13 protein-coding genes are annotated in these 19,565 nt (G+C 69.6%); 2 read left to right on the forward strand and 11 right to left on the reverse strand.

All coding sequences use genetic code 11. The annotated features are described in order from the left end of the window. Positions 1–156: 156 nt before the first annotated feature. The 8 genes from ACGF5G_RS16530 to ACGF5G_RS16565 all read right to left on the reverse strand — a co-directional run bounded on the left by ACGF5G_RS16530 (position 157) and on the right by ACGF5G_RS16565 (position 13,087). On the reverse strand, positions 157–3,066 hold the full coding sequence (locus ACGF5G_RS16530; RefSeq protein WP_393263470.1) for a beta-N-acetylglucosaminidase domain-containing protein: 2,910 nt from the start codon (positions 3,064–3,066) through the stop codon (positions 157–159). 130 nt (positions 3,067–3,196) lie between these two features. After that, a complete protein-coding gene (locus ACGF5G_RS16535) occupies positions 3,197–6,664 on the reverse strand; it encodes a LamG-like jellyroll fold domain-containing protein (protein ID WP_393263471.1) in 3,468 nt (1,155 codons plus the stop codon). Positions 6,665–7,068: 404 nt separating this feature from the next. Continuing rightward, positions 7,069–7,818 carry a sugar isomerase domain-containing protein gene (locus ACGF5G_RS16540; RefSeq protein WP_393263473.1) on the reverse strand — a complete coding sequence of 250 codons (750 nt, stop codon included), beginning with the start codon at positions 7,816–7,818 and terminating at the stop codon, positions 7,069–7,071. Then, on the reverse strand, positions 7,811–8,965 hold the full coding sequence (locus tag ACGF5G_RS16545; RefSeq protein WP_393263475.1) for a hypothetical protein: 1,155 nt from the start codon (positions 8,963–8,965) through the stop codon (positions 7,811–7,813). The genes ACGF5G_RS16540 and ACGF5G_RS16545 overlap by 8 nt, the downstream gene beginning before the upstream one ends. Before the next feature lie 86 nt (positions 8,966–9,051). Then, positions 9,052–9,987 carry an N-acetylglucosamine kinase gene (locus tag ACGF5G_RS16550; RefSeq protein WP_393263477.1) on the reverse strand — a complete coding sequence of 312 codons (936 nt, stop codon included), beginning with the start codon at positions 9,985–9,987 and terminating at the stop codon, positions 9,052–9,054. Further along, the gene (locus tag ACGF5G_RS16555; RefSeq protein ID WP_393263479.1) at positions 9,984–10,883 is read right to left on the reverse strand and encodes a carbohydrate ABC transporter permease; all 900 of its coding nucleotides are present in this window, start codon (positions 10,881–10,883) and stop codon (positions 9,984–9,986) included. Before ACGF5G_RS16555 ends, ACGF5G_RS16550 begins: the two co-directional genes overlap by 4 nt. After that, positions 10,884–11,834, reverse strand: a complete 951-nt coding sequence (locus ACGF5G_RS16560) for a carbohydrate ABC transporter permease (RefSeq protein ID WP_393263481.1) — start codon at positions 11,832–11,834, stop codon at positions 10,884–10,886. After that, on the reverse strand, positions 11,813–13,087 hold the full coding sequence (locus ACGF5G_RS16565; RefSeq protein ID WP_393263483.1) for an ABC transporter substrate-binding protein: 1,275 nt from the start codon (positions 13,085–13,087) through the stop codon (positions 11,813–11,815). Before ACGF5G_RS16565 ends, ACGF5G_RS16560 begins: the two co-directional genes overlap by 22 nt. A gap of 158 nt (positions 13,088–13,245) precedes the next feature. Between ACGF5G_RS16565 and ACGF5G_RS16570 the strand changes: the two genes are divergently transcribed. Further along, complete coding sequence (locus tag ACGF5G_RS16570) at positions 13,246–14,019, forward strand: GntR family transcriptional regulator (RefSeq protein WP_393263485.1); 774 nt, start codon at positions 13,246–13,248, stop codon at positions 14,017–14,019. Positions 14,020–14,039: 20 nt separating this feature from the next. On the opposite strand, the gene ACGF5G_RS16575 is transcribed toward ACGF5G_RS16570, so the two are convergent. Beyond that, positions 14,040–17,363 (reverse strand): beta-N-acetylglucosaminidase domain-containing protein, encoded by a 3,324-nt coding sequence (locus ACGF5G_RS16575; protein WP_393263835.1) that lies wholly within the window; start codon positions 17,361–17,363, stop codon positions 14,040–14,042. Between the two features lie 366 nt (positions 17,364–17,729). Here ACGF5G_RS16575 and ACGF5G_RS16580 point away from each other — a divergent pair, with 366 nt between their 5' ends. Next, positions 17,730–17,873 carry a hypothetical protein gene (locus tag ACGF5G_RS16580; protein ID WP_393263487.1) on the forward strand — a complete coding sequence of 48 codons (144 nt, stop codon included), beginning with the start codon at positions 17,730–17,732 and terminating at the stop codon, positions 17,871–17,873. A gap of 279 nt (positions 17,874–18,152) precedes the next feature. On the opposite strand, the gene ACGF5G_RS16585 is transcribed toward ACGF5G_RS16580, so the two are convergent. After that, positions 18,153–18,860 carry a hypothetical protein gene (locus tag ACGF5G_RS16585; protein WP_393263488.1) on the reverse strand — a complete coding sequence of 236 codons (708 nt, stop codon included), beginning with the start codon at positions 18,858–18,860 and terminating at the stop codon, positions 18,153–18,155. Between the two features lie 243 nt (positions 18,861–19,103). Continuing rightward, the gene (locus ACGF5G_RS16590; RefSeq protein ID WP_393263490.1) at positions 19,104–19,553 is read right to left on the reverse strand and encodes a hemerythrin domain-containing protein; all 450 of its coding nucleotides are present in this window, start codon (positions 19,551–19,553) and stop codon (positions 19,104–19,106) included. Positions 19,554–19,565 lie beyond the last annotated feature (12 nt).

A 19,565-nucleotide genomic window follows, 5' to 3' on the forward strand; every position in this document is an offset into this window, starting at 1 on the left:
GTGATGTCCTTCGTCACGCAGGCTGCCTGCTCCTTCTGCCGACCGCGGGGGTACAGCTCGCTCGAGCTGTACCCCGCCACCCCGGCCAGCCGGTGCCGCGCCACCACACAGGGGCGCGTCGGCACCGTCGGCCGATGGCCAACTGGGACGGCCCCGTCAGCGCAGGAAAGTGGTTCCTCCCCATCCTGGGCCGTGTGCTGCCGCCGTCGGGAACATCAATCCGCTCGCGAAACGACCCGCATTGATGTTCGTGAGGAGCCGGCCCTCACCGTTGATCGAGATCAGGTCGGCGCGGCCGTCCCCGCTCAGGTCGGTCGGGTAGGGCAGCATGTTGGCGTTCCAACCCTGGCCCACCGAAGCTCGGGGTCCGAAGCTGACCAGCCCGTTCGTCACACCCTGGTTGCGGAAGGCGGCAAGCGTCCCGTCCGCTAGCACGCCGAGCACATCCGCGGGTCCGTCACCATCGAGGTCGACGACGTGCATGGCCAGGTAACCGGTCCAGCCCGCACCGACCCGCTGACCGGCGGCGAACATACCTCCGCTGAAGCTGCCGGTGTTGAGGTAGTGCCACAGCGACCCATCCGGCTTGATGGACATCAGGTCGGCTCTTCCGTCACCCGTGAGGTCACCGACGAAGGGAAGCTCGGCGGTGCTCCAGCCCTGGCCCACCGGGACGGCCGGACCCCAGGTGACCGCACCGTCGTTCATGCCGGTGTTGCGGAATGCCTTGAGCGTGCCGTCCGGGAACACCCCCAGCAGGTCGGCGCGCCCGTCGTCATCGAGGTCGGCCAGGTGCACCGCCAACGTCCCCTGCCAGCCACCGCCGACCTGGACGCCTGCGGCGAACATGCCACCCGTGACGGACCCGGTGTTCCTGAACTGCACCAAGGCTCCGGTGCTGGTCACCGTGAGCAGGTCCGCGAGCCGGTCACCGTCAAGGTCACCGATGATGGGCAGTTGCGAGGCCGACCATCCCTGCCCGACCGTCTGGGTAGCGCCCAGCTCCGGCCAGTTCACCGTGGTGCGCAGGTTCTCGTACGCGTTCAGCGTGCCGTTTCCCGTCACGGCCAGGACATCGGAGCGCCCGTCTCCGCTCAGGTCCACCCGGTCGATGCCCCGACGCAGCGCGAAGGTCACCAGGGGGTGGAGCACACCGTGTGCCACCGACTCGGGATGGGCGGCGATGGCGGGAAGAAGGTTACGGATCTCCTGGCGAAGGTTGTCCGCGACGGTGGTCTGTCCGGCGCGCTCGGCGGTCAGGAGATCCACGGCGCGGGTCGCCGCGTCCACGAGGCGCACCGCCTGCTGCAGCCATGGCTTCGCCTGGGTTGTCAGGCTGGTTTGCATGGCCTGCAGGTCCATGCTGGCCGTCTTGAGATCAGCGAGCCTCTGTTTGAGTGCGACGGCGGCGCCGTCCACCCCGTTTCCGGTGCGGAGGGCGTCGCGGAAGCTTCTGATGGCGGCCGCCAGCGCCACCGAGTCGGTGTGGTCGATGACGGACGAGCGGTTGATCTCCGCGAAGGTTCGGAGCTGGCCGGCCTTCGGCCCACCGAGGGTGTTGATGGCGCGTAACCAGGAGTTCTCTGGCTGGTACTGTGCCGGATTCCAGGCGAAGTCGGCGGCGGTGAGCAGGGGGAGCTGAGAGGGGCCCTGCTGGGTCATCTCGTTGAACAGGATTCCTGGAGCAGCCGAGAGCGCGGGCTCTCGCCCGGCCAGCGGGCCCATCTGGAGCCGGTCCCAGACCTGGTCGTTGACGGGGAAGTTGTCCCAGATGGCGAGGCGGTGCCGGGGGAACGCCAACTGTGCGTCGTCGAGATTCTTCTTGGTGATACGCGGAGACAGCACCTCGGGTCCGGTCCAGTACACGCCCACGTCGGCGCCGAGCCGGGTGTCGAACTCGGTGCGGTAGCTGCTGGCCGCCGTCCCGGCGTACTCGCTGCTGACGGTGTACAGCTGGCCCATGTCGGCGTGGGTGCTGATGAACTGTGTCTGGACGAAATTCGTGACGTCGGCCTGCGCCCGGGCCCACGCCGTGACCCCGGTTCCGTATGTGCCGGTGTCGGTGGAGCAGGAGAACGGCCGTGTCGGGAAGACGTCGTCCCAGGCGATGACGAAGTGCCTGACTCCGATCTGGCGCAGCTGGTCGAGCCGGGAGAGCAGCGTGCTGCGCTCCGTGGCGGACGAGTGGCAGATGCCGTTGGCCTGGTCGAGTGGCATCTCGGGTGAGATCCGGTATACGAACGCGACGTGCAGGCTGTTGGCCTTGGTAACGGTTTCTCGTAGATCGCCAAGTTCGGCGTCCGTGTACGGGGTCCGCCAGTTGTTGCTGCCGCTGCCGCCCGTGCGCGGGTCCGCCGCGGGCCCGTAGAAGAAGCGGTTCATCTTGTTGCGGGCGAGGACCTCCACCTGTTCCAGCCGGTCAGCTTTCGTCCACAAGGCCACCCCTGGTGGTGGGGGGTTGGCCGAGTCCATACCGCCGCGGAACGAGAAGGCCGGCCAGTCCTTGATCGTGACCCGCGCGATTTCCGCGCCGGAGGAATCCGACGCCAGGAGCTGTCTCAGGGTCTGCGCGGCGTAGAAGGTGCCCACCTTGTCGCCGCCGGCGAGCACGACCCGCTGCCTGCCGCCAGAGTCCGTCCCGGTGGCCAGCAGATAACCCTGGTCCGGCAGGGTGCTCGGGGTGGTGACACCGAGTGCGTTCAGGGCCGCCGCGCTGGCGGGGGTCTCCCGCGCTCCCCCGACGTAGACGGTTGTTCCGGCGCCGGGATCGGTGTTGGTGAGGGTGACCCTGGTGCGGTGTGCGGTGAGAGCGGCCACCACGGCGTCAACGGCCGGCTGGTCCGCGGCCGCGCCACGGACGACTGTCACAGCGACCGGCAGGTCAAGCGTGGTCCCGGTGACGGACAGCTCCCGTGGCTGTGGATTGAGGGGCGGGGTGGCCGCAGCGCCGCTGGCCGTGGACGGTGAGCCCAACAGCCCGACCGCGCCGAACAGCGAGGCGAGCACACAGCCGGCCACTGTGCGTGGGAAGCGCCAGCGTCCCCGAGGACGGTAGCCGTTTCGCATGGACGCACTCCTAGGAACTCGAGGTTCGTGACTGGATGCCGTGGCGCGCGGCAGGCACGCACCGGCTTAGAAATACTGGACTAGACCATCGAGATTCGTCAATGACTACAGGCCGGTTGATCAACAGGCTTCACCGCCCCACGACCGTCACACCCTTGACGTAGTGGGCCTTCACCATGTCCGGGGTGAGCGCGCGATCGTAGACGGCGACCTCGGACATCCATCCGCCGAAGCGGTTCGCCGCGTCATCCCCTCGTGCCCCGATCTTCAGCGAAGCAGCCCCATCGGTCGGCACCCGGCTGATCGGCACGGATGCGCGCTCGGTGCCGTCGAGATAGACCTTGAGCGTCGAGCCGTCGAAGACGGACACCAGGTGGTGCCAGCCCCACTGCAGCACGGGGGCACCGACCGGACCGGTGGTGGACAGGGAGTCCGAGAGGTTCATCGCCGCCGGCCGGTTCTTCGCACCCAGGCGCAGGAGGTACCCGTTACGGGCGGGCGAGTCGTACTTCTCCAGCACGCCCTGGTCGCCGCCCTCCCGGACGTAGACCCATGCCTCAAGGGCATAGGGGCCGGTCAGGCTCAGGCTTGCCGAGTCGGGTACCTCGATGTAGCCGCCCTCAAGGCTCATCGACCGGCTGTTCCCAGCGGCCAGCGGCCCCGGCTGGCCCTGGACCACGGATCCCCGGACGACCCCGTTGTTGCCGTGCCCGGACCTGTCGAGCACTGTCGCCCCGCTGTCGTCGAGCCGCCAGTAACCGACGGCGCCGTCGGCCCGCACCAGGTCGGCGTAGGTCCCGGGAGCCGGCCTGGCCACCGTCACGGTCGTGGTGAACGCCCTCGGCTCCCCGCCATCCGGGCGGGCGGTCATGACGATCCGGTAGTCACCCGGCGCCGCATTCTCCGGGACCGAGACGCGCGTACGGACCTGCTGCCAAGCGAGCCCGTTCCTGGCGTTGCGGGCGAACAGGATCTGCTCGGACGATGGCGTCCATCCGTTCGGAAGGTCCACCGAGATCCGGCCCTGGACGACTGCGGTCCCGGACATCTCGACGAGCATCCCGAGATCAGTCGTCGCCCCCGGGGCGACCATGGTCGCCAGTTCGGTCGCAACGACCTGCGCCCGGGACAGTTGGCCCACCTTGACGCGCGACACCGTAGCTCGAACGGTCGTCGTCCCTGTGCCCGGCACCGTCACGGCGTCGCCCTCGATGGCGACTGCCGCGCCGTTGGCGGTCGCGGCCTCCAGCCGGTAGCCGGCCGGCAGTCGTAGGTGCAGCTTGACCTGCTGGAGCCCGGGGCGACCCGCCGCGGCGGGCGGGGGCGTCACCGTGGCTTCGATCGTGCCCCGGGCAACGGCCGAGGTGATGGAGTAGGTCACCGGGCCGAACAGGGTCGGCAGTTTGGTGACCCCGACCGTCTGGCCGTCGGACAGCCACGGCTTGGGCGTTGCCGGCGCGAGGTCGAGCTCGGTCGGCACCCCCGCGGCGTCGAGGGTCTCGTTGACGAGCATCCCCCGCAGCGCCTTGAGGTACGTGGCGTTGTTCGGTGACAGGGGTGCCCGGAACTGGGAGCGGTAGTACTCCATCGGGCACGGCGCGACGGTTTCGCCCTCGCCCCCGATGAAGGTGTTGCGGGTGAAGCCCTGGGCGAGCATGCCGTAGAACGTCAGCCCGATCCGGTCGGCATCACCGATCTGGTCGAGATACTTGAGGTAGGACCAGCCGTACTGCTGGTCGACGCCGCTCGAGCGGTAACCGTCCGCTGCGGGCCACGGGCCGGCAGGGCGGGTCTGGCACGCCTCGACCGGCTCACCGCTGAGATTGAACCGGGTGAGCCCGAGGAACGTGGCGCCGTGCTTGTTGAGGAAGGTCGTCAGCCCCTGCCCGACCGGGCTGTTGAGATCGATCAAGCCGCTGCCCAGGGCGTACGGCATGATGAGGTTCCAGTAGCTGCCCTGCGGTGAGTTCGTGATCATCCCGGCCGGGTCGAAGTCGTTCGGCTCGAGCAGCGCAACGGGCACGAAGACCGAGCCGTCGGGCAACTGGGTCTTGCTCCGGTCGATCGCGGCGAGGGTCGCGGCGCGTAGCCCGTCTGCCTGTGCGGTGAAGGCGGCCGCGTCGTCGGGGCGGCCGATGAGACGCAGGACGACACCCATGTCGCGCAGGCCACGCCACACGTCTGCCTGGTGGTGGATGCCGTGAGCCCGTGCGCTGTTGTCGGAATAGAGGCTCGTCTTGGCGAGCAGCCCGTTGGGGTCGTTGCTCCGCTGGGCCGCGATGTCGTTGAGCCACGCCTTGAAGGTGGCCAGGTGGGCCGTGATGAGTCCGGAGTCCCCGGTCTGGAGGTGGTATCTCGCGGCCGCCTGGAGCTTGATGCCCCGCTCCCAGGTCGTGAACCCGTCAAGGTACTGCCCCCGGACGAGGAACTCGTCCATCGTCTGCCGGGTGCGCGGCGCGTAGCCGAAGTCGCCGAGCGATCCGACCGTGGCCACCACCTCGGGGATCCAGGCGAACTTCGGGTCGTCGGGCAGCTCGTAGCCGTTGCCGATCGTGAGGTTGTAGCCCATGACGAGGTTGGTCAGCAGCATGGACCGCATGGCGTCGGCGGCGTACTTCTCCGGAATCTGCACCCCGCTCCCGGCGTCGAGCTGGCCCTTCCAGTAGGCGATCATCTGAGCCCGCCTGGCGTCGTATCCGCTGCTGTCCATGACGACCGTCCCGAGCGCCTGGGGCTGGTTCATCATGAGCAGGTGGACCTCCGCCGGGCCCTTGCTGAGGTCGAGGGTGTAGGTCAGATCCGGTGCGCTCCACGCAGCCTGGCCGCTGTAGGCGAGCGCGAGCTTGTCGCCCACCTTGAGGTTGTTCTCGGCAGCCACGGCCCCGGCGACGTACATGCCGTTCAGGTTGACGCGGAGCGTGGCCGACGTCTGGCCGGAGTTCCCCGGCCGGACGATGAAGCGGATCATGCTCATGAGCCGAGCGGAGCCGGAGAACCGGGTGACGTAGGACTCCCGTTCATAGGTCCGTCCCTGGCGGTCGGTGTAGCGGTTCTGCAGCACCGGCTGGTAGCCATCGGCGAGCGTCGGCTCGTCAAGCCTGGTCTCGGCCGAGCCGTAGAGTTCGGTCCCGTCGCCGACGTAGAACTTGACCCACTGCCGAGTCCGCCCGTCGGCGAAGTCCGAGTTGATCTGGCTGCCGTCGGTGAAGTGGAAGCTGAAGTCCCGCTGCGCGCTGAAGTTCTTGAGGTCCGGCATCGGGTATGTCAATGGAAGGTTGTTCCACCGGGTGTCGTGCCAGAAGTCGTCGCCGTGGTTGGCCGGTACGAGAAGGTCCCGCATGTTTGCCATCGTCGGGCCGTCAGGCAGCGCCATGAGCTGCTCGCCCCACGTGTCGGTCCCTTGCCGCAGGGCCGCCTGCACGCGCTGGACGTATCCGTCGGGGAACGCCGGCTGTTCTGGACGACCGATTGGCCCGTCAGGCATGGCGTCCCCAGCTGACGGCCCGGACGCAGCCCGGGGTGAGGCCGGCGCCGCTGCGGTAACCGGCGCCAGGACGACTCCCCCGGCCGCGAGACAAGCCACCAGGAGCGCAGCCATGCATGCCCATCGGTTCGTACTTTGTCTAGCAGCCATCAGCCCTGCTCCTCATCGATTCGGTAACCGCGACGCGGGCTGGCGGGCGTGCACTCGGCGCCCAGGGCCACCCGCGCGTTCGGGCAGATGCGGCAGACGCTAATACTGGTATAGACCGGAGTCAAGATGCGTCGTCTGCGCGCCTCTCCGCAGCACCCACCCCGGTCTGGTAGCCGGCCGAAGCCGGACAACGCCTGACGGCAGCAACCGTGGAGAACCCGTTGCGCGGAGACCCGCACGGCGGGTTCGGCGAGCGGCCTGGAGAAACGGACCAGCGGCAACGCAGGCACCGCGCTCCAGGCCGACCCAACCAGGACTTCCCCGATGAACGTCTCCCCCGACGCCTGGAAGCCTTCGTCCGTGGCGGATCAGGGTTCGATCGGCCGGACCTGATCCCGGTACCGCTCATAGAGGCCGCGATTGTGCGCGTCGCCCTGAGCAAGGTTCGCGGACACGTGGACGGGCGGGTCGATGTCGCGGGCCAACAGCCGGCGGCAGACCAGCTCGGTGAGGAGCTGCGCGATGAGGACTCCGGTGAACGACGAAACCGCCCCGGTCCGAACTCCTGGGGTGATCTCCAGTGCCGCGTCTCCTGCGGGCGCGTGGTTGTCGATCACCACATCCGCCAGGTCAGCGAGATGCGGTCCCTCGGTGGAACGTGCACCGGCCGAGCGCGTGTGGGCCAGTGAGGTGACCGCCACGATCGGATGGGAACGCTCGCGGGCCAGCGTCGCCATCTCGATGACGGCGGCGTTGATACCGGAGTTGGAGACGATGAGGAAGGCGTCGTGCTCGGAGGGTGCGGCGAGGTGGTAGATCCGCTCGGCGAGACCGGACTCGCGCTCGTACGTCGGGTCGAGGATCGGCCCCGGGTCGGCACCGCCGAACATCACGAGATCCTTGACCGCCAGCATGCTGACGGCGGCGAGCCCGCCGGCACGCCCGGCGAGTTCGAGGGTGACGATCCGCGAGTGACCGGTCCCGAACGCCTGTAGGACGCCGTCGGCGGCGATGGCGTCGGCGACGAGCCCGGCTGCGGCCTCGATGGCGTCGAGCTCCGTGGCCAGAACCCGTTCGAGCGCGTTCCGGGCGATGGTGGCGTAGGCCGGCTCAGGCACTGATCCTCCTGGAATGTTCACGGTCGCCGACGGCTTCGATGGCGGCTTCGACGGCAGCCTCGACGACGATCTCGCCGCTGCCCGAGGTGACCGGACTGACATAGGTTTCGTAGCAGGGTTGCGTGTCGCGGGCGGGTAGGTAGCCGAGGTAGCCGTTCGCATAGCCGAGGACCACGATGGCCCCCACCTGGTCGGACGCTGCCGAACGGATCGTTTCGCCCAGCTCGAGGAACAGCTCGCCGGGAACGGCCACGATCGTGACCCCGTCGAGGTCCACCGCCTCCACGTCGACGACGTACGGTTCGGTGCGGCGGCGCGCCGCCTGCTCCTCCGCGATCCGCCTCCCCTGTTGCAGGACCCAGCGGATGCGTTCGTCCTTGCCCACCGGCAGCGGCGCTTGCCGCAGGGCCACGTCGAGCTCCGCGGGCTGCTTGGGGGCGAGTGTGACGGTTCGCGAGACCGGCGGCCGTACCGGCGTCCGGGTGCCCCCGCCGACGTGCGGCGGCACCGGTAGTACCCGGTCGGCCAGCCAGGCCCCGAGCCGATCCACCTCGTCAAGCCCCCGCCCCTGACGGGTCTGCCGGGTACTGATGTCGCCGGCGGCACCGGTGGCGACGACCACCCACCTGCCTGGTGCGGACAGCGCCCGGCGGATGCCGCCGTTCAGGTCCGCGCTCACATGGTTGTTGTCAGCGGGGAGGATGGTCGGGTGGACCGGAGAGATCACGACCAGTCCCACCACGTCGGCGCCCGCGGTGACCGTGAGGGTGTCGACGGGAATGTCCAGCGGGCCCGCGTCGGCGACGTTGCGGCGACCGGCCAGCTTGGGAACCAGTGTGCGGACCCAGCCGAGTCCGGCGGTGCGCTCGGACGCCATGGCGGACCGCACGGCTTCGAGGGATGCGGCTTCGAGCCGGTCGGCGAGGTGGCGTGGCGTGGCCTCGCCGCCGGGGCTGCAGCCCGCCTCGGGACTCGCGTGGGTGTGGGTGGCGGCGACCCAGCAGGACTGCACGCCGACGTCCCGCATGGCGCTCCGGATCCGCTCGACGACGTCGACGTTGACGCAGATCAGATCCGCGACCACCAGCGCGAACCGGTGGCCGTCGTCGGCGAACGTGACGGCATGGACCTCCAGCGGGTCGAGCACGTTCTGGACGCCGTCGGAGCGGTCGGCGTAGCCACCCATGGGTTCTCCGGGCACGACCTCGAGCCGCACCACCCCGTGTCCGACCCTCATGCGTCGCCACCGGTTCCGTGGCCCGCCAGCAGGCGTGCGTAGGGGTCGGCACCGCTCAGCAGCGCCGGACCGCCATCGAGCGGCTCCGCTCTGGGTGTGACCAGGGACAGTCCCCTGGCCTCGAGTTCAGCCGCCAGCGACTGGTGGAGCGCGTTCCCCGGGGCCAGCAGCCGTCCGCTGAAGGACACCCGCCGGGCTGCCCCGCTGAGGCCGAGCCGGACGGCTGCCACCTGCGCCGCAGCGGCGAGATCGGCCGCGGCCCGGGCGCAGATCCGCCCCGCCTCCGGGTCGGCCCGCGCGGCCGCGTCGAGCACGTCGCGGGCGAAGGCCGCGGTACGGGCGACAATGGCGGGGTCGCGGTAGTAACGCTGTAGCGACGCCAGGTCGATGCCGCCGAGCGCGGTGACGAGACGGTCGGCCAGTACCGTTGCCGGCCCGACCTGGTCGTGCGACGCGGTCGCGGCGCGCATGCCGGCCAGTCCGATGGCGTACGCGCTGCCCCGGTCACCGAGGTGGGGGCCCCATCCGTCGAGCCGGGCGTGGTCGCCGCCGGCGTCCACCGCGAGCACGGTCGTCCCGGTCCCGACACACAGCAGTACGCCGGGGCCGCCGAGAGCGCCGGCGTGCGCGAGGATGCTGTCCTCCACGACCACGGCCCGGCCGCCGAACTGCCGCTCGAGGGCGAGTGCGAGACGCCGGCGTCCAGCGCGCTCCCCCGGTACGCCGGTCAGGCCGGCCACCACGCCGGCCACCTGTGCGGGGAGGGAGATCGTCGCCGCGGCGCCACGAACGGCGGCCAGGATCCGTTCGACGCCGTCCTCGTGGGGCTGGTAGGAGAAGCCCGGGCCGACGCCGAGCTGGCGGCCCTCCGGGGTACGCAGCAGCAGCCGAAGTTCCGACTTGCCGCCGTCGATGGTGATCGTCGTGGTCATCGCGACATCCCTGCGGTCAGCCCTGCGACAATCTGCTTGGTCGCGAGTGCGAACACCACGGCCAGCGGTACCAGGGCGATCACGAGTCCGGCGAACAGGGTGCCGCGGTCAGCGGCGAACTCGCCGAAGAACCGGGTCAGCCCGACCGGAATGGTGTACTTGTCGCCGCTGCGCAGCAGGACCAACGGGTAGAAGAAGTCGTTCCAGGTCGGCGCGAACTGGAAGACGGTTGCCACCGCGAGCGCCGGCCGCATCAGGGGCAGGACGACCGACACGAACAGTCGGCCCTCGTTCGCCCCGTCGATCCGCGCGGCCTCCTCCAGCTCACCGGGCAGTCCCCGCATGAAGCCCATGATCACGAAGACCGAGAACGGGATTCCGCTCGCCGCGTAGAGCAGCACCAGCCCGATCCGACTGTCGATCAGACCCATCGACTGGAACATGTAGAACACCGGCAGCAGGCCGAGTTTCGCGGGAATCATCAACCCGGACAGGAAGAACGCCGCAAGCAGGGCGCGGCCCCGGAACTTCCACCTGGCCAGGGCGTAGGCGGCCATCGCCGACACGCTGACGCACAGTGCCACCGAAGCGCAGGTGACGGTGAGGGAGTTGACGAAGTACGTCGAGATCGACGCGGTCTGCCACGCGCGGGTGTAGTTGCTCAGGTCGAACGAACTGGGCAGGCCGACCGGCGCGCGGAGGATCTCCGCGTTGGGCCGGAGCGAGCCGATCAGCACCAGCAGCAGCGGGCCGAAGGCGATCGCGGCGTACGTCCACAGGAGGAGCTGGCTGCCCGCGCCGTGCAGCAGCGAACGCTGGCGGGTGCCGCGCGAACGTACGGTCTCGGCTCCGACCTTCGATGCCCGGCGGGGTGCGACGCGAAGGGTGGTACCCATCTAGTGGACCTCCCGACGGCGCAGCGCCCGCTCCAGGGCCAGGGAGACGCCGAAGATGAGCACGAAGATCAGCATGGCCAACGCCGACGACTCTCCGATCGCGTTGCTGCCGCCCTGGAAGGCGGTCCGGTAGTAGAGAAGGCCCAGCACGTCCATGGCGCCGCCGGGCCCGCCGTCGGAACCGCCGAGCGCGTAGACGAGGTCGAAGATGTTGAAGCATCCGATGAACGTCAACACGGTGATCACGCCGACCGCCGGCATCAGAAGTGGGAACCGGATGCTCCAGAACGCCCGGGTCGCCGACGCGCCGTCCATCGCGGCCGCCTCCTCCAGCTCCTTGGGGATACCGGCCAGGGCGGCGCCGAAGATGAGCATCGGTCCGCCGATCCACTGCCAGGCGTTGACCAGGATCAGTACCGGCAGGGCGAGGTCCGGCTCGCCGAGCCACGGGCGCGCCCAGGCGTCCAGGCCGACCGCACTGAGCGCGAAGTTGATCGGGCCGAAGGTGGGGCTCAGCAACAACGACCAGATGTACCCGACGATAAGCGGGCTGATCAGGTACGGGAGCGAGAAGAGCGTCTGGAACAGCCGCTTGCCCCAGGGGTTGCGGTGCAGGAGCACCGCCAGGCCGAGCCCGATGGTGTTCTGGATCGCCATGGTGCCGACGAAGAAGAGCACGTTGTGTCCGAGCGCGGCGGGGATCTCGTCGCTCAGCGGGTAGCGGGTGAGGATCTCCCGGTAGTTGCCGATCCCGACGAACTCCCCCTGGCGGGTGCCGTCCCAGCGGAACAGCCCGTAGTAGAAGGCGGTGACGAGCGGCACCACGAGGAACAGCCCGTAGAGCGCGAACGCCGGCAGGCAGAACGACGTGATCCACCCTGCCGAGACCCGTCCTGCCCGGCGGCGTGACCGCCGGGCAGGACGGACCGTCAGTTCTTGGGCCGGAACCACTGATCGACCCCTCGTTGGATGTGTGCGGCCACGTCGGCGGCGGTGCTTCGGCCCAGGACGTAGTCGGAGAACGCCTCGGAGGCGAGGTCCCAGGCGGTGGGTGTGCCGCCGGAGAAGTACGCGTAGGTGACGTACGGGCTGGGGTTCGCCTGGTAACCCTTGAGTGCCTGCGCCAGGAGTTCGTCCTGCGGCTCGGCGCCCGGTACCGGGGAGATCTGCTGAAGCTCGTTGGACAGCGCCTTGCCGAACTCCTCCGTCGCCATCCACCGCACGAGGTCCAGCGCCGCGTCCCGGTGGCGGGATTTCGCCGAGACGCCGAACGACCCGTCGACGTAGCCGGGCACCAGCGTCTTGTCGACCGCCGCGCCGGGCGCCGGCGGCACGTTGAAGATGCCCATGTCGAGCTGGGGGTTGGCCTTCTTGAACCCGGCGAGCTCCCAGACGCCACCAGGGAACATGGCGGCCCGGCCGGAGGTGAAGAGGGCCTGCGCGTCGCTGTAGTTCACCCCGGCCGCCTGCGCCGGCCAGTACTTCTGGGTGCTCTGCCAGGTCTCGAGCGACTTCACCCAGGGCGCGTCGGTGAACTTCGCCGAGCCGTTGAGCATCTTGGTGAGGTAGTCGGGGCCGCCGTACGTGGTGGCTCCGAAGATCTCCTGCTCGATCGGCAGCATCCACTTGTCGGTGACGGTGTTCGCCAGCGGGGTGACGCCGGCCTTGCTGAGCTTGTCGAAGCCCGCGATCATGTCCGCCCAGGTGGTGGGGGCGGCGATGCCGTTGTCGGCGAAGATCTTCTTGTTGTAGATGACGTGCAGCGTCTGGATCGCGAACGGAACGCCGTAGACGCGCCCGTCCTTCTCGCCCTTCGCGCCGTCGAGGATCGGCTTCGGGAATCCGCTCAGCTTGTCGACCTGGTCGTCGAGGGGCACCAGGCTGCCGGAGCCGACCAGCGGCTGGAGCAGCCCGTAGGAGCGCAGCTGCGCGACGTCGGGGCCGTTGGCATCGGTGAGCCCGGTCTTGAGGATCGTGTCGTACTCGGTGTTCTTGTAGGGGACGTACTCCACGGTCACGCCCGGGTGGGCCTTCTCGTAGATCTGGAAGATCTTCTTGTACGCCGCGACGTCCTCCTGCCGCCAGCCCCAGACCTTCAGGTTGACGGCGTCGCCACCACCGTCCCCGCTGTCGCCCGGCGCGCAGGCGGCGAGGGTGACGGCGAGTGTCGCGACCACCCCTATCACACCGAATCTTCTGGGCATCTCGTCTCCGATCGTCGTGGCCGCCACCCTCCAGACCTGGCGGACGCGCCGAGCGTAATACTGGTATAGACCGGAGGTCAACGGGTTGCAGCGAGTCAACGGCGGGCCGGAAACTGCCCGTAGGATGGCTCCAACTGCGGGGAAAGGGGATCGGGTCCGTGCCAAGGAGGCGACACGAGCCGAGCGACGGGGCGCTTGAATCGTTGCTGGCGGAGCACAACCGCGGCAAGGGCGAGCACATCAGAGACGTGCTCACCGCTATGGTCCTGAGCTCGCGGGACGGCGCGCTGCTTCCCTCGGAGCGGGTCCTCGCCGAACGGTTCGGCGTCGCCCGGATGACCGTCCGGGGCTCCATCGACGCGCTGGAGTCGAAGAGAATGGTCCGGCGGGTGCCCGGGCGCGGGACCTTCGTGCAGCACCCCACGCTGACCCACTCGGAGATCTTCCGCTCGTTCAGCGAGGACATGCGGATGCGCGGCATGGCACCGGGCGCCAAGTCGTACCGCGCCCGCACCCGCCCGGCCACTCGCGCCGTCGCCGCCAGCCTCGACATCGCCCCGGGCGAGCCGACCCATTACATCGAGCGGATCCGCACCGCGGACGGCATCCCGATGGCGCTGGAGCGGACCAACCTCGCCGCGACGCGGTTCCCCAACCTGCTGGCGGTGATGGGGCGCGACGACTCGCTGTACGAGGTGCTGGGCCGCGCCTTCGGGGTGCGGCTGGAATCGGCGCGGCAGACGGTCACCATCGCCCGGCTGACCGACGCCGAGGCGAAGCGGCTCGAAGTCGCGGAGGACAGCCCGGCGTTCCTGATCGAGCGCATCTCGGTGGACAACATGGGAAAGGTCGTGGAGTTCGGCCGGTCGCTCTACCGCGGGGATCGTTACGCCATCCAGATGCACGTCAGCCCCCCGTCGCCGGAGGGCTGACGCACATCGGGGGAGGCCGGTCAGCCGAGGCCGGTGAGGTGGTGCGCCTCGAGTTCGGCCGCGGTCAGGGCCCGGTCGTAGATCGCCGCCTCGTCGAGGTCGCCCTGGAGCCGCTGGTTCGCGTCGTCTCCGCGGCCACCGAGCTTGACGCTCGCCGTACCGCTGCCTGGCGACACCGACGTCGCGACGCTGTTGTCCGCCACCCCGTCGAGGTACACGGTCAGTCGTGACCCGTCGAAGACGGCGGCGACGTGGTGCCACGTGTTCGGTGACAGCCGGGTACGGCCGGTCACCAGGCCGTACCCCTTTCCGGCAGCGCCCAGCGACCACGCCTGCAGGACGCCGTCTGTCACCCTCAGCGCATACCCGTTGACCGCCGGCCCGCTGTAACTCTCGATGATCGCCTGCCCCGGCGCCGGGGCGAGCGTGTCGAGCTTCACCCACGCCTCCAGGGTGAACGCGCCCCGGAGGTCGGTTCGCGGGCTTCGTGGCGCCTCGACGTACCCGGCGGAGAGGTCTGCCGCCCGGTCACCGGTGATCGCACCCTCGGCCCCCGGGTGGGCACCGGCCAGGTAGGTGCCGTTCCGCTGGCTGGCGGAGCCGTCCACGGCGGTGCTGGAGCCGGTCGCGTCGCCGAGCCGCCAGTAGCCGGCCGGGTTCGCCCCGGTCACGAGGTTCGGGTAGCTCTGCTCCCCGACCAGGATCGGGAGCGACACGTTCACCGGTGGCACGCCGTCCTCGGCGAAGGACACCGTCACCTGGTGGCGTCCCGGCTCGGCGTCGGCCGGGACGGTCACCTCCACCGGTACGCTCGCGACGATGGTCCGCCCACCCGGCTGGGCACGGAACACCTGCTTCGCCGGGTCGATGGTCCAGCCGGCCGGGCCGGTGGCGCTCACCTGGCCACTGATCCCGTGATCCGCGAACACCTCGAAGGTGACCTGGAATCGCTTCGTCTTACCGGGCGCGATCAGCGATCCCGGCGGATCGACCGAGACGGTGCCGCTGAACACGTCGGAGTAGTGCGGGACGATCTCGTAGATGTGCGGGGCCGCGCTGCCCGATGTCCACCGGATCCGTACCGCGCTGGCCGCGAGGTCCGCGGCCGGTACCTTGGTGAACCCGTCAGCGAGCGGTCCGAGATCCACCCAGGCGCCGTCGACCAGCGCCTGGATCATGCCGTCGGCGGGAGCGGTCGCGTCCTGCACCACGGTCACCGCCGACAGCCGGTGCGGCTTGGTGATCGGAACCGTGATCACGTCGCCGTCCTGCGGCTTGCCGGCGGCGACGTACGCCGTGTCGTCGCGCCGGTCGGTCAGGTTGCCCAGCGCCGACCCCTGGGTGGCAGCCGGCAGGCCCGTCGGAGCCCCGAGGTCGCCGTACCAGCGGTCACCGATGTAGCCGTCGCTCTGCGAGGCCGCGAAGCTGAGCAGGTCGTCGACCGGACCGGGGCTGATCTGGTGCCACGTCCTGTCGAGGATGCCACGGGCACGCGCCTGGTCCCGTCGTGCCAGCCAGGCCGCTTCGCCGTCCCCCCGGTCCTGGGCCCGGAGGACGGCCACGGCCGCCCGGCCTGCCTGGCCGGTCACTCCGACGCGGTCCAGCCAGGGCCCGATCTGCTTGAGCAGCGCGGGGTTGTCGAGCTGCGCCCGGAGCGCGGCGGGCAGTTCCGCCAGGCGGCGCATCTCACGATCGAGCTGCTCGAGTTCGTCGCCCACCGGCCGGCCCGCCGAGTACTCGGCGATGAGCCGGTTGACGAGCGCGGCGAACTGCGGCCGTGCGGTGTTGTCGAGGACGCTGGCCCGGTTGTTCTCCGCGAACAGCCGCAGCTCCTGGTAGGCGTCGCCGCCGATGATCTGCAGCGTGCGCGTCCATGAGCGCTCCGGGTCGTAGGCCCCGGGGTTCCAGGCGTAGTCGGCCTGCGTGCCGAGTGAGATCAGCGAGGCCTCCTGGTGCTGGACGAGTTCGTTGAACGAGATGCCGATGACGTCGTCCGCCATGCTGGCGTCGCGGTTCACCAGTGGGCCCAACAGCAGCCGGTTGGGGCTGTAGTCGTTGACCGGGTAGTTGTCCCAGAGCATGATCCGGTGCCGCGGCCAGGCGGCCTGCGCCGCCCGGAGGTCGTCCCTGGTGATGCTCGGCGAGACCACTTCCGGCCCGGTCCAGTAGAGGTCGACGTCGGCGCTCACCAACTCGTCGAACCGGTTCTTGTACGGCGTACGGGTCATGCCCCAGTACTCGGTCGGCACGGTCACCAGACGGGTGGCGCCGGGGTGCTTCTCGATGAACTCGCGTTGGACCAGGTTGGTGACCCCGGCCTGGGCGGCGGCGAGCGGCGATGAATCGCCCTGGTAGGCGTCCCGGTCCTCCTGGCACGCGAAGTTGCCGGACACGTCGTCCCAGGCGATGACGTAACTGCGGACCCCGATCTCCCACAACTGCGCGAAGCGGGCCAGCAGCTTGGCCCGATCGGACTCGCGCACGTGGCACATCCCCTGACCGGGCGCCAAGGGCGCCTCCGGCGAGACCCGGTACACGAAATCGACATGACGCGACCGCGCCAGGTCCACGATCTCCTTCAGCCGGCCCAGCTCCGCGTCGTCGTACAGGGAGTCCCACTTCGAGCCGGTACGCAGGTCGTCCGCAGGCCCGTAGAAGAACTGGTTCATCTTGTGCCGAGCCAGGAACTCGATCTGCGAGCGCCGGTCCTCCTGCGACCACACCGGTCCGTAGAACGACTCCATGCCGCCACGAATTCGGTAACCCGGCCAGTCGCGCACCGCTACACCGTCAACTGTTACCCGGGAGCCTTCCGACACGAGCAGCTGACGCAGCGACTGAACGGCGTAGAAGGTGCCGGCGCCGTCCAGACCCGCGAGGACGATCCGCGGTCGCCCGAGACGATCGTGGCCGGCCGCCAGGACGTACCCCTCACCGGGCAGCCCCGCTGGCCCCTCGACCCCGAGGGCACTCAGCACCGCGGTGCTCGCCGACGTCTCGCCCGGTCCGCCGAGGAGGATCAACGGGCGCGACGTCGACATGTCCGCGGTTCGGACGACCCTGGCCGTGACACCGTGCGCCCCGAGCAGATCCACGAGCGATTCCTGGGCCGCCGAATCCACGGCCGCGCCCGCGACGACATCGACATCGCGGGGCAGGACGACGGACCCCGGACGCGGCGCTACCTGCTGCGGCACCGGGAGAATACGGGCCATATCCACCCGATCAGGAGCCTGGGCCTCGCCCCGAGCAGGAGGAGGGTTCACCAGTCCAATGGCGAGCCCGAGCAATCCGGCGAATATTCCGGCGCGGCGACAGCCACGAAACGAACGCGACAGAAACATCACACCTCCACTCCTTCAATAGTCGCGGCGCCGACCGGCACCCGATCCCTGCGCCGCGTCGTCCACTCCCACCCGAGATCAGCTAGCCAGACCGGTCTATACCAGTAACAAGAATCCATGCCGCGCCTGGCCACGTCAACCCTGCCGCGAACCGCAGATGCGGGCGGCCGGCCATCAACGGTCGTGCGCAGCACTCGGGGGGCCATGACCCGGCACGACGCCGAACCACTTCGATCGGCACGACAGCGACGTAGGCAGAACGAGGCGCACGCACAACCGGACGGCTGTACGTGCGCCTCGTGACCGAGAAAGACGCCGACCGGGCGGACGCCCTGTCCATGCGCTCGCTGACAGCGGAAGGAGCAGTTGGCCGGCGGCGACGTGACGGCGGTGCGGTCGGCGGCATCCATGCTCACCGAACTCGAACAGGTCTGGCGCAGGTGGTCGACCACGACCTCAAGCCCGGCGGTCCCGCCGGCCGACCCGGTGGCCCGGCTGCGCGAGCGGTGACCTACTCGCGCCCTCGCCTACGAACCGCTGGCCGACGACGAGACGTTCACCCGCGTCCAGGCACTGCTCGCCAGCGTAGGGAGACGTCCCGACGGAGCCATGAAGCCGCGCGCCAGCAAGTGCATGCGTGCCGTCCGGGCTGCTGCACCGCGGCATCTGCCAGCGACGCATGATCGGCAGCTTCGACAACGGCCGCAACAACGGCGGCGGCCTCGGCACACCCTCCGCCAGCCAACGACGTCGACGATGCTGGCGAGCACATCGAAGGTGACCGTGAAGTCAGCGACGAGGTCGTCGGTGAACAGCCGGAAAGCCCGACTGCCAGGGCACGTTCGCGGAATCGCCGGGCAGCGAATCGGTCCAGGGCGAACCGCCGACCATCACCGGCTCCGGCTCGTCGGCCCTACCCGGCTTCGTCGGATCCTCAGCCTGCTTCGTCGACCCGAGCCCGTCCGCGCCGAGCGGGCGGAGTCCGTCCGCGCCGAGCGGGCGGTCCCGTTCCGACGCCAGCGGAATGATCTTGTCGGGGACGACGGCCGCCGACTCATCGGCGTCCGGCTGCGGCCAGCGCCGCCACCTCTGGACACTGGCGACCCCGACCAGGAGCAGCGAGCCCAGCAGCAGCGTCGTCCCGGTCCGTACCGGGGTGAGCAGGTCGATCTGGTAACCCACCACGCTCAGCTTGTGACCGAGTAGATCCAGCAGCCGTGCCGGGCTGAACAACAGGCCCACGTAGCTGACCGTGTACGCCAGCCCGGTCAGCACCGAGCCGAGCGGGGAAATCCGTACGGTGGCGACGAGCCCGAGCAGAAGGCCAGCAGCCGCGAGCACCAGCAACGGCTCGAGCAGAGCGTCAGCGTCGAGGGCACCACCGCTTTCCTGCGCATCCCCGAACACCCGCAGGGACCGGCCTTGTCCAGCGGCGAGCAGGACCCAGGCCAGCGGACCCACGACGAGCGCGGCGATTACGGTCTTGATGTGTCGCATCCGGGCAAGGTACCGAGCTTCCGTCGTTGACCGGCAACGCGATAAGCAAAACTTAACCCGCCATCACGCTACGCCGTCCGGCGTAGCTGAGGGTGTCGAAGGTGGGCTGTCAGCATGCGTGGAAATCGATGAGTTCCGCGCCAAGATCGCGACAAGGATCGCGCGGCGGCGCCGACCGGCACCTCTGCTGCCCCAACGGGTCGAGCGTCCGAAGGGTCGGGCGGGCTCACGGCGTACCCGTACCTACGACGTCGCCGGATCGGCCTCCGCCATGCCGGTGATCCGGTCCCACGCCGGAATGGGCAGGGCGATCACGGCGGCCGGGAAGAGCCCGTGCTCCTCGTTGTCGATGTGCCGGTGCAGCCGGTCCAAGGCGGCGAGCACGGCGGGCCAGTCCGGGGTCGTCCGATCCACCGCACCGAGCACGCCGTGGATGTCGTCGTGTTCGGCGCAGAGCTTGTCGACGGCCTCGGCCAGGCTGCCCTCTTCGCGCAGTTCGACGAAGAGGCCGGTCTCCTCGGTCGCGGTGTGCGGCAGCAGCAGGGAGAGCAGGGCGTCCAGGGCGGCCAGCCGGTCGTCGGTCTCGGCGAGAATGGCCCGGCGGAGCTCGCCGGCCGCGTTGGCGATCTCGTCGTGCTCGGCCGACAGCCGGCCGATCAGCGGGAAGTCGCGGCAGCCGCAGTAGTTGCACATGTCCTTCTCCCT

The sequence above is a fragment of the Micromonospora sp. NPDC047730 genome (genome assembly GCF_043204765.1).
GTDB lineage: Bacteria > Actinomycetota > Actinomycetes > Mycobacteriales > Micromonosporaceae > Micromonospora.

What these genes read in the sequence shown, in the direction of transcription:
- ACGF5G_RS16550 (WP_393263477.1), bottom strand. Translation starts at nt 9,987, where the DNA reads ATGACCACGACGATCACCATCGACGGCGGCAAGTCGGAACTTCGGCTG.
- ACGF5G_RS16535 (WP_393263471.1), bottom strand. Translation starts at nt 6,664, where the DNA reads ATGGCTGCGCTCCTGGTGGCTTGTCTCGCGGCCGGGGGAGTCGTCCTG.
- ACGF5G_RS16575 (WP_393263835.1), bottom strand. Translation starts at nt 17,363, where the DNA reads ATGTTTCTGTCGCGTTCGTTTCGTGGCTGTCGCCGCGCCGGAATATTC.
- ACGF5G_RS16555 (WP_393263479.1), bottom strand. Translation starts at nt 10,883, where the DNA reads ATGGGTACCACCCTTCGCGTCGCACCCCGCCGGGCATCGAAGGTCGGA.
- ACGF5G_RS16585 (WP_393263488.1), bottom strand. Translation starts at nt 18,860, where the DNA reads ATGCGACACATCAAGACCGTAATCGCCGCGCTCGTCGTGGGTCCGCTG.
- ACGF5G_RS16565 (WP_393263483.1), bottom strand. Translation starts at nt 13,087, where the DNA reads ATGCCCAGAAGATTCGGTGTGATAGGGGTGGTCGCGACACTCGCCGTC.
- ACGF5G_RS16590 (WP_393263490.1), bottom strand. Translation starts at nt 19,553, where the DNA reads ATGTGCAACTACTGCGGCTGCCGCGACTTCCCGCTGATCGGCCGGCTG.
- ACGF5G_RS16530 (WP_393263470.1), bottom strand. Translation starts at nt 3,066, where the DNA reads ATGCGAAACGGCTACCGTCCTCGGGGACGCTGGCGCTTCCCACGCACA.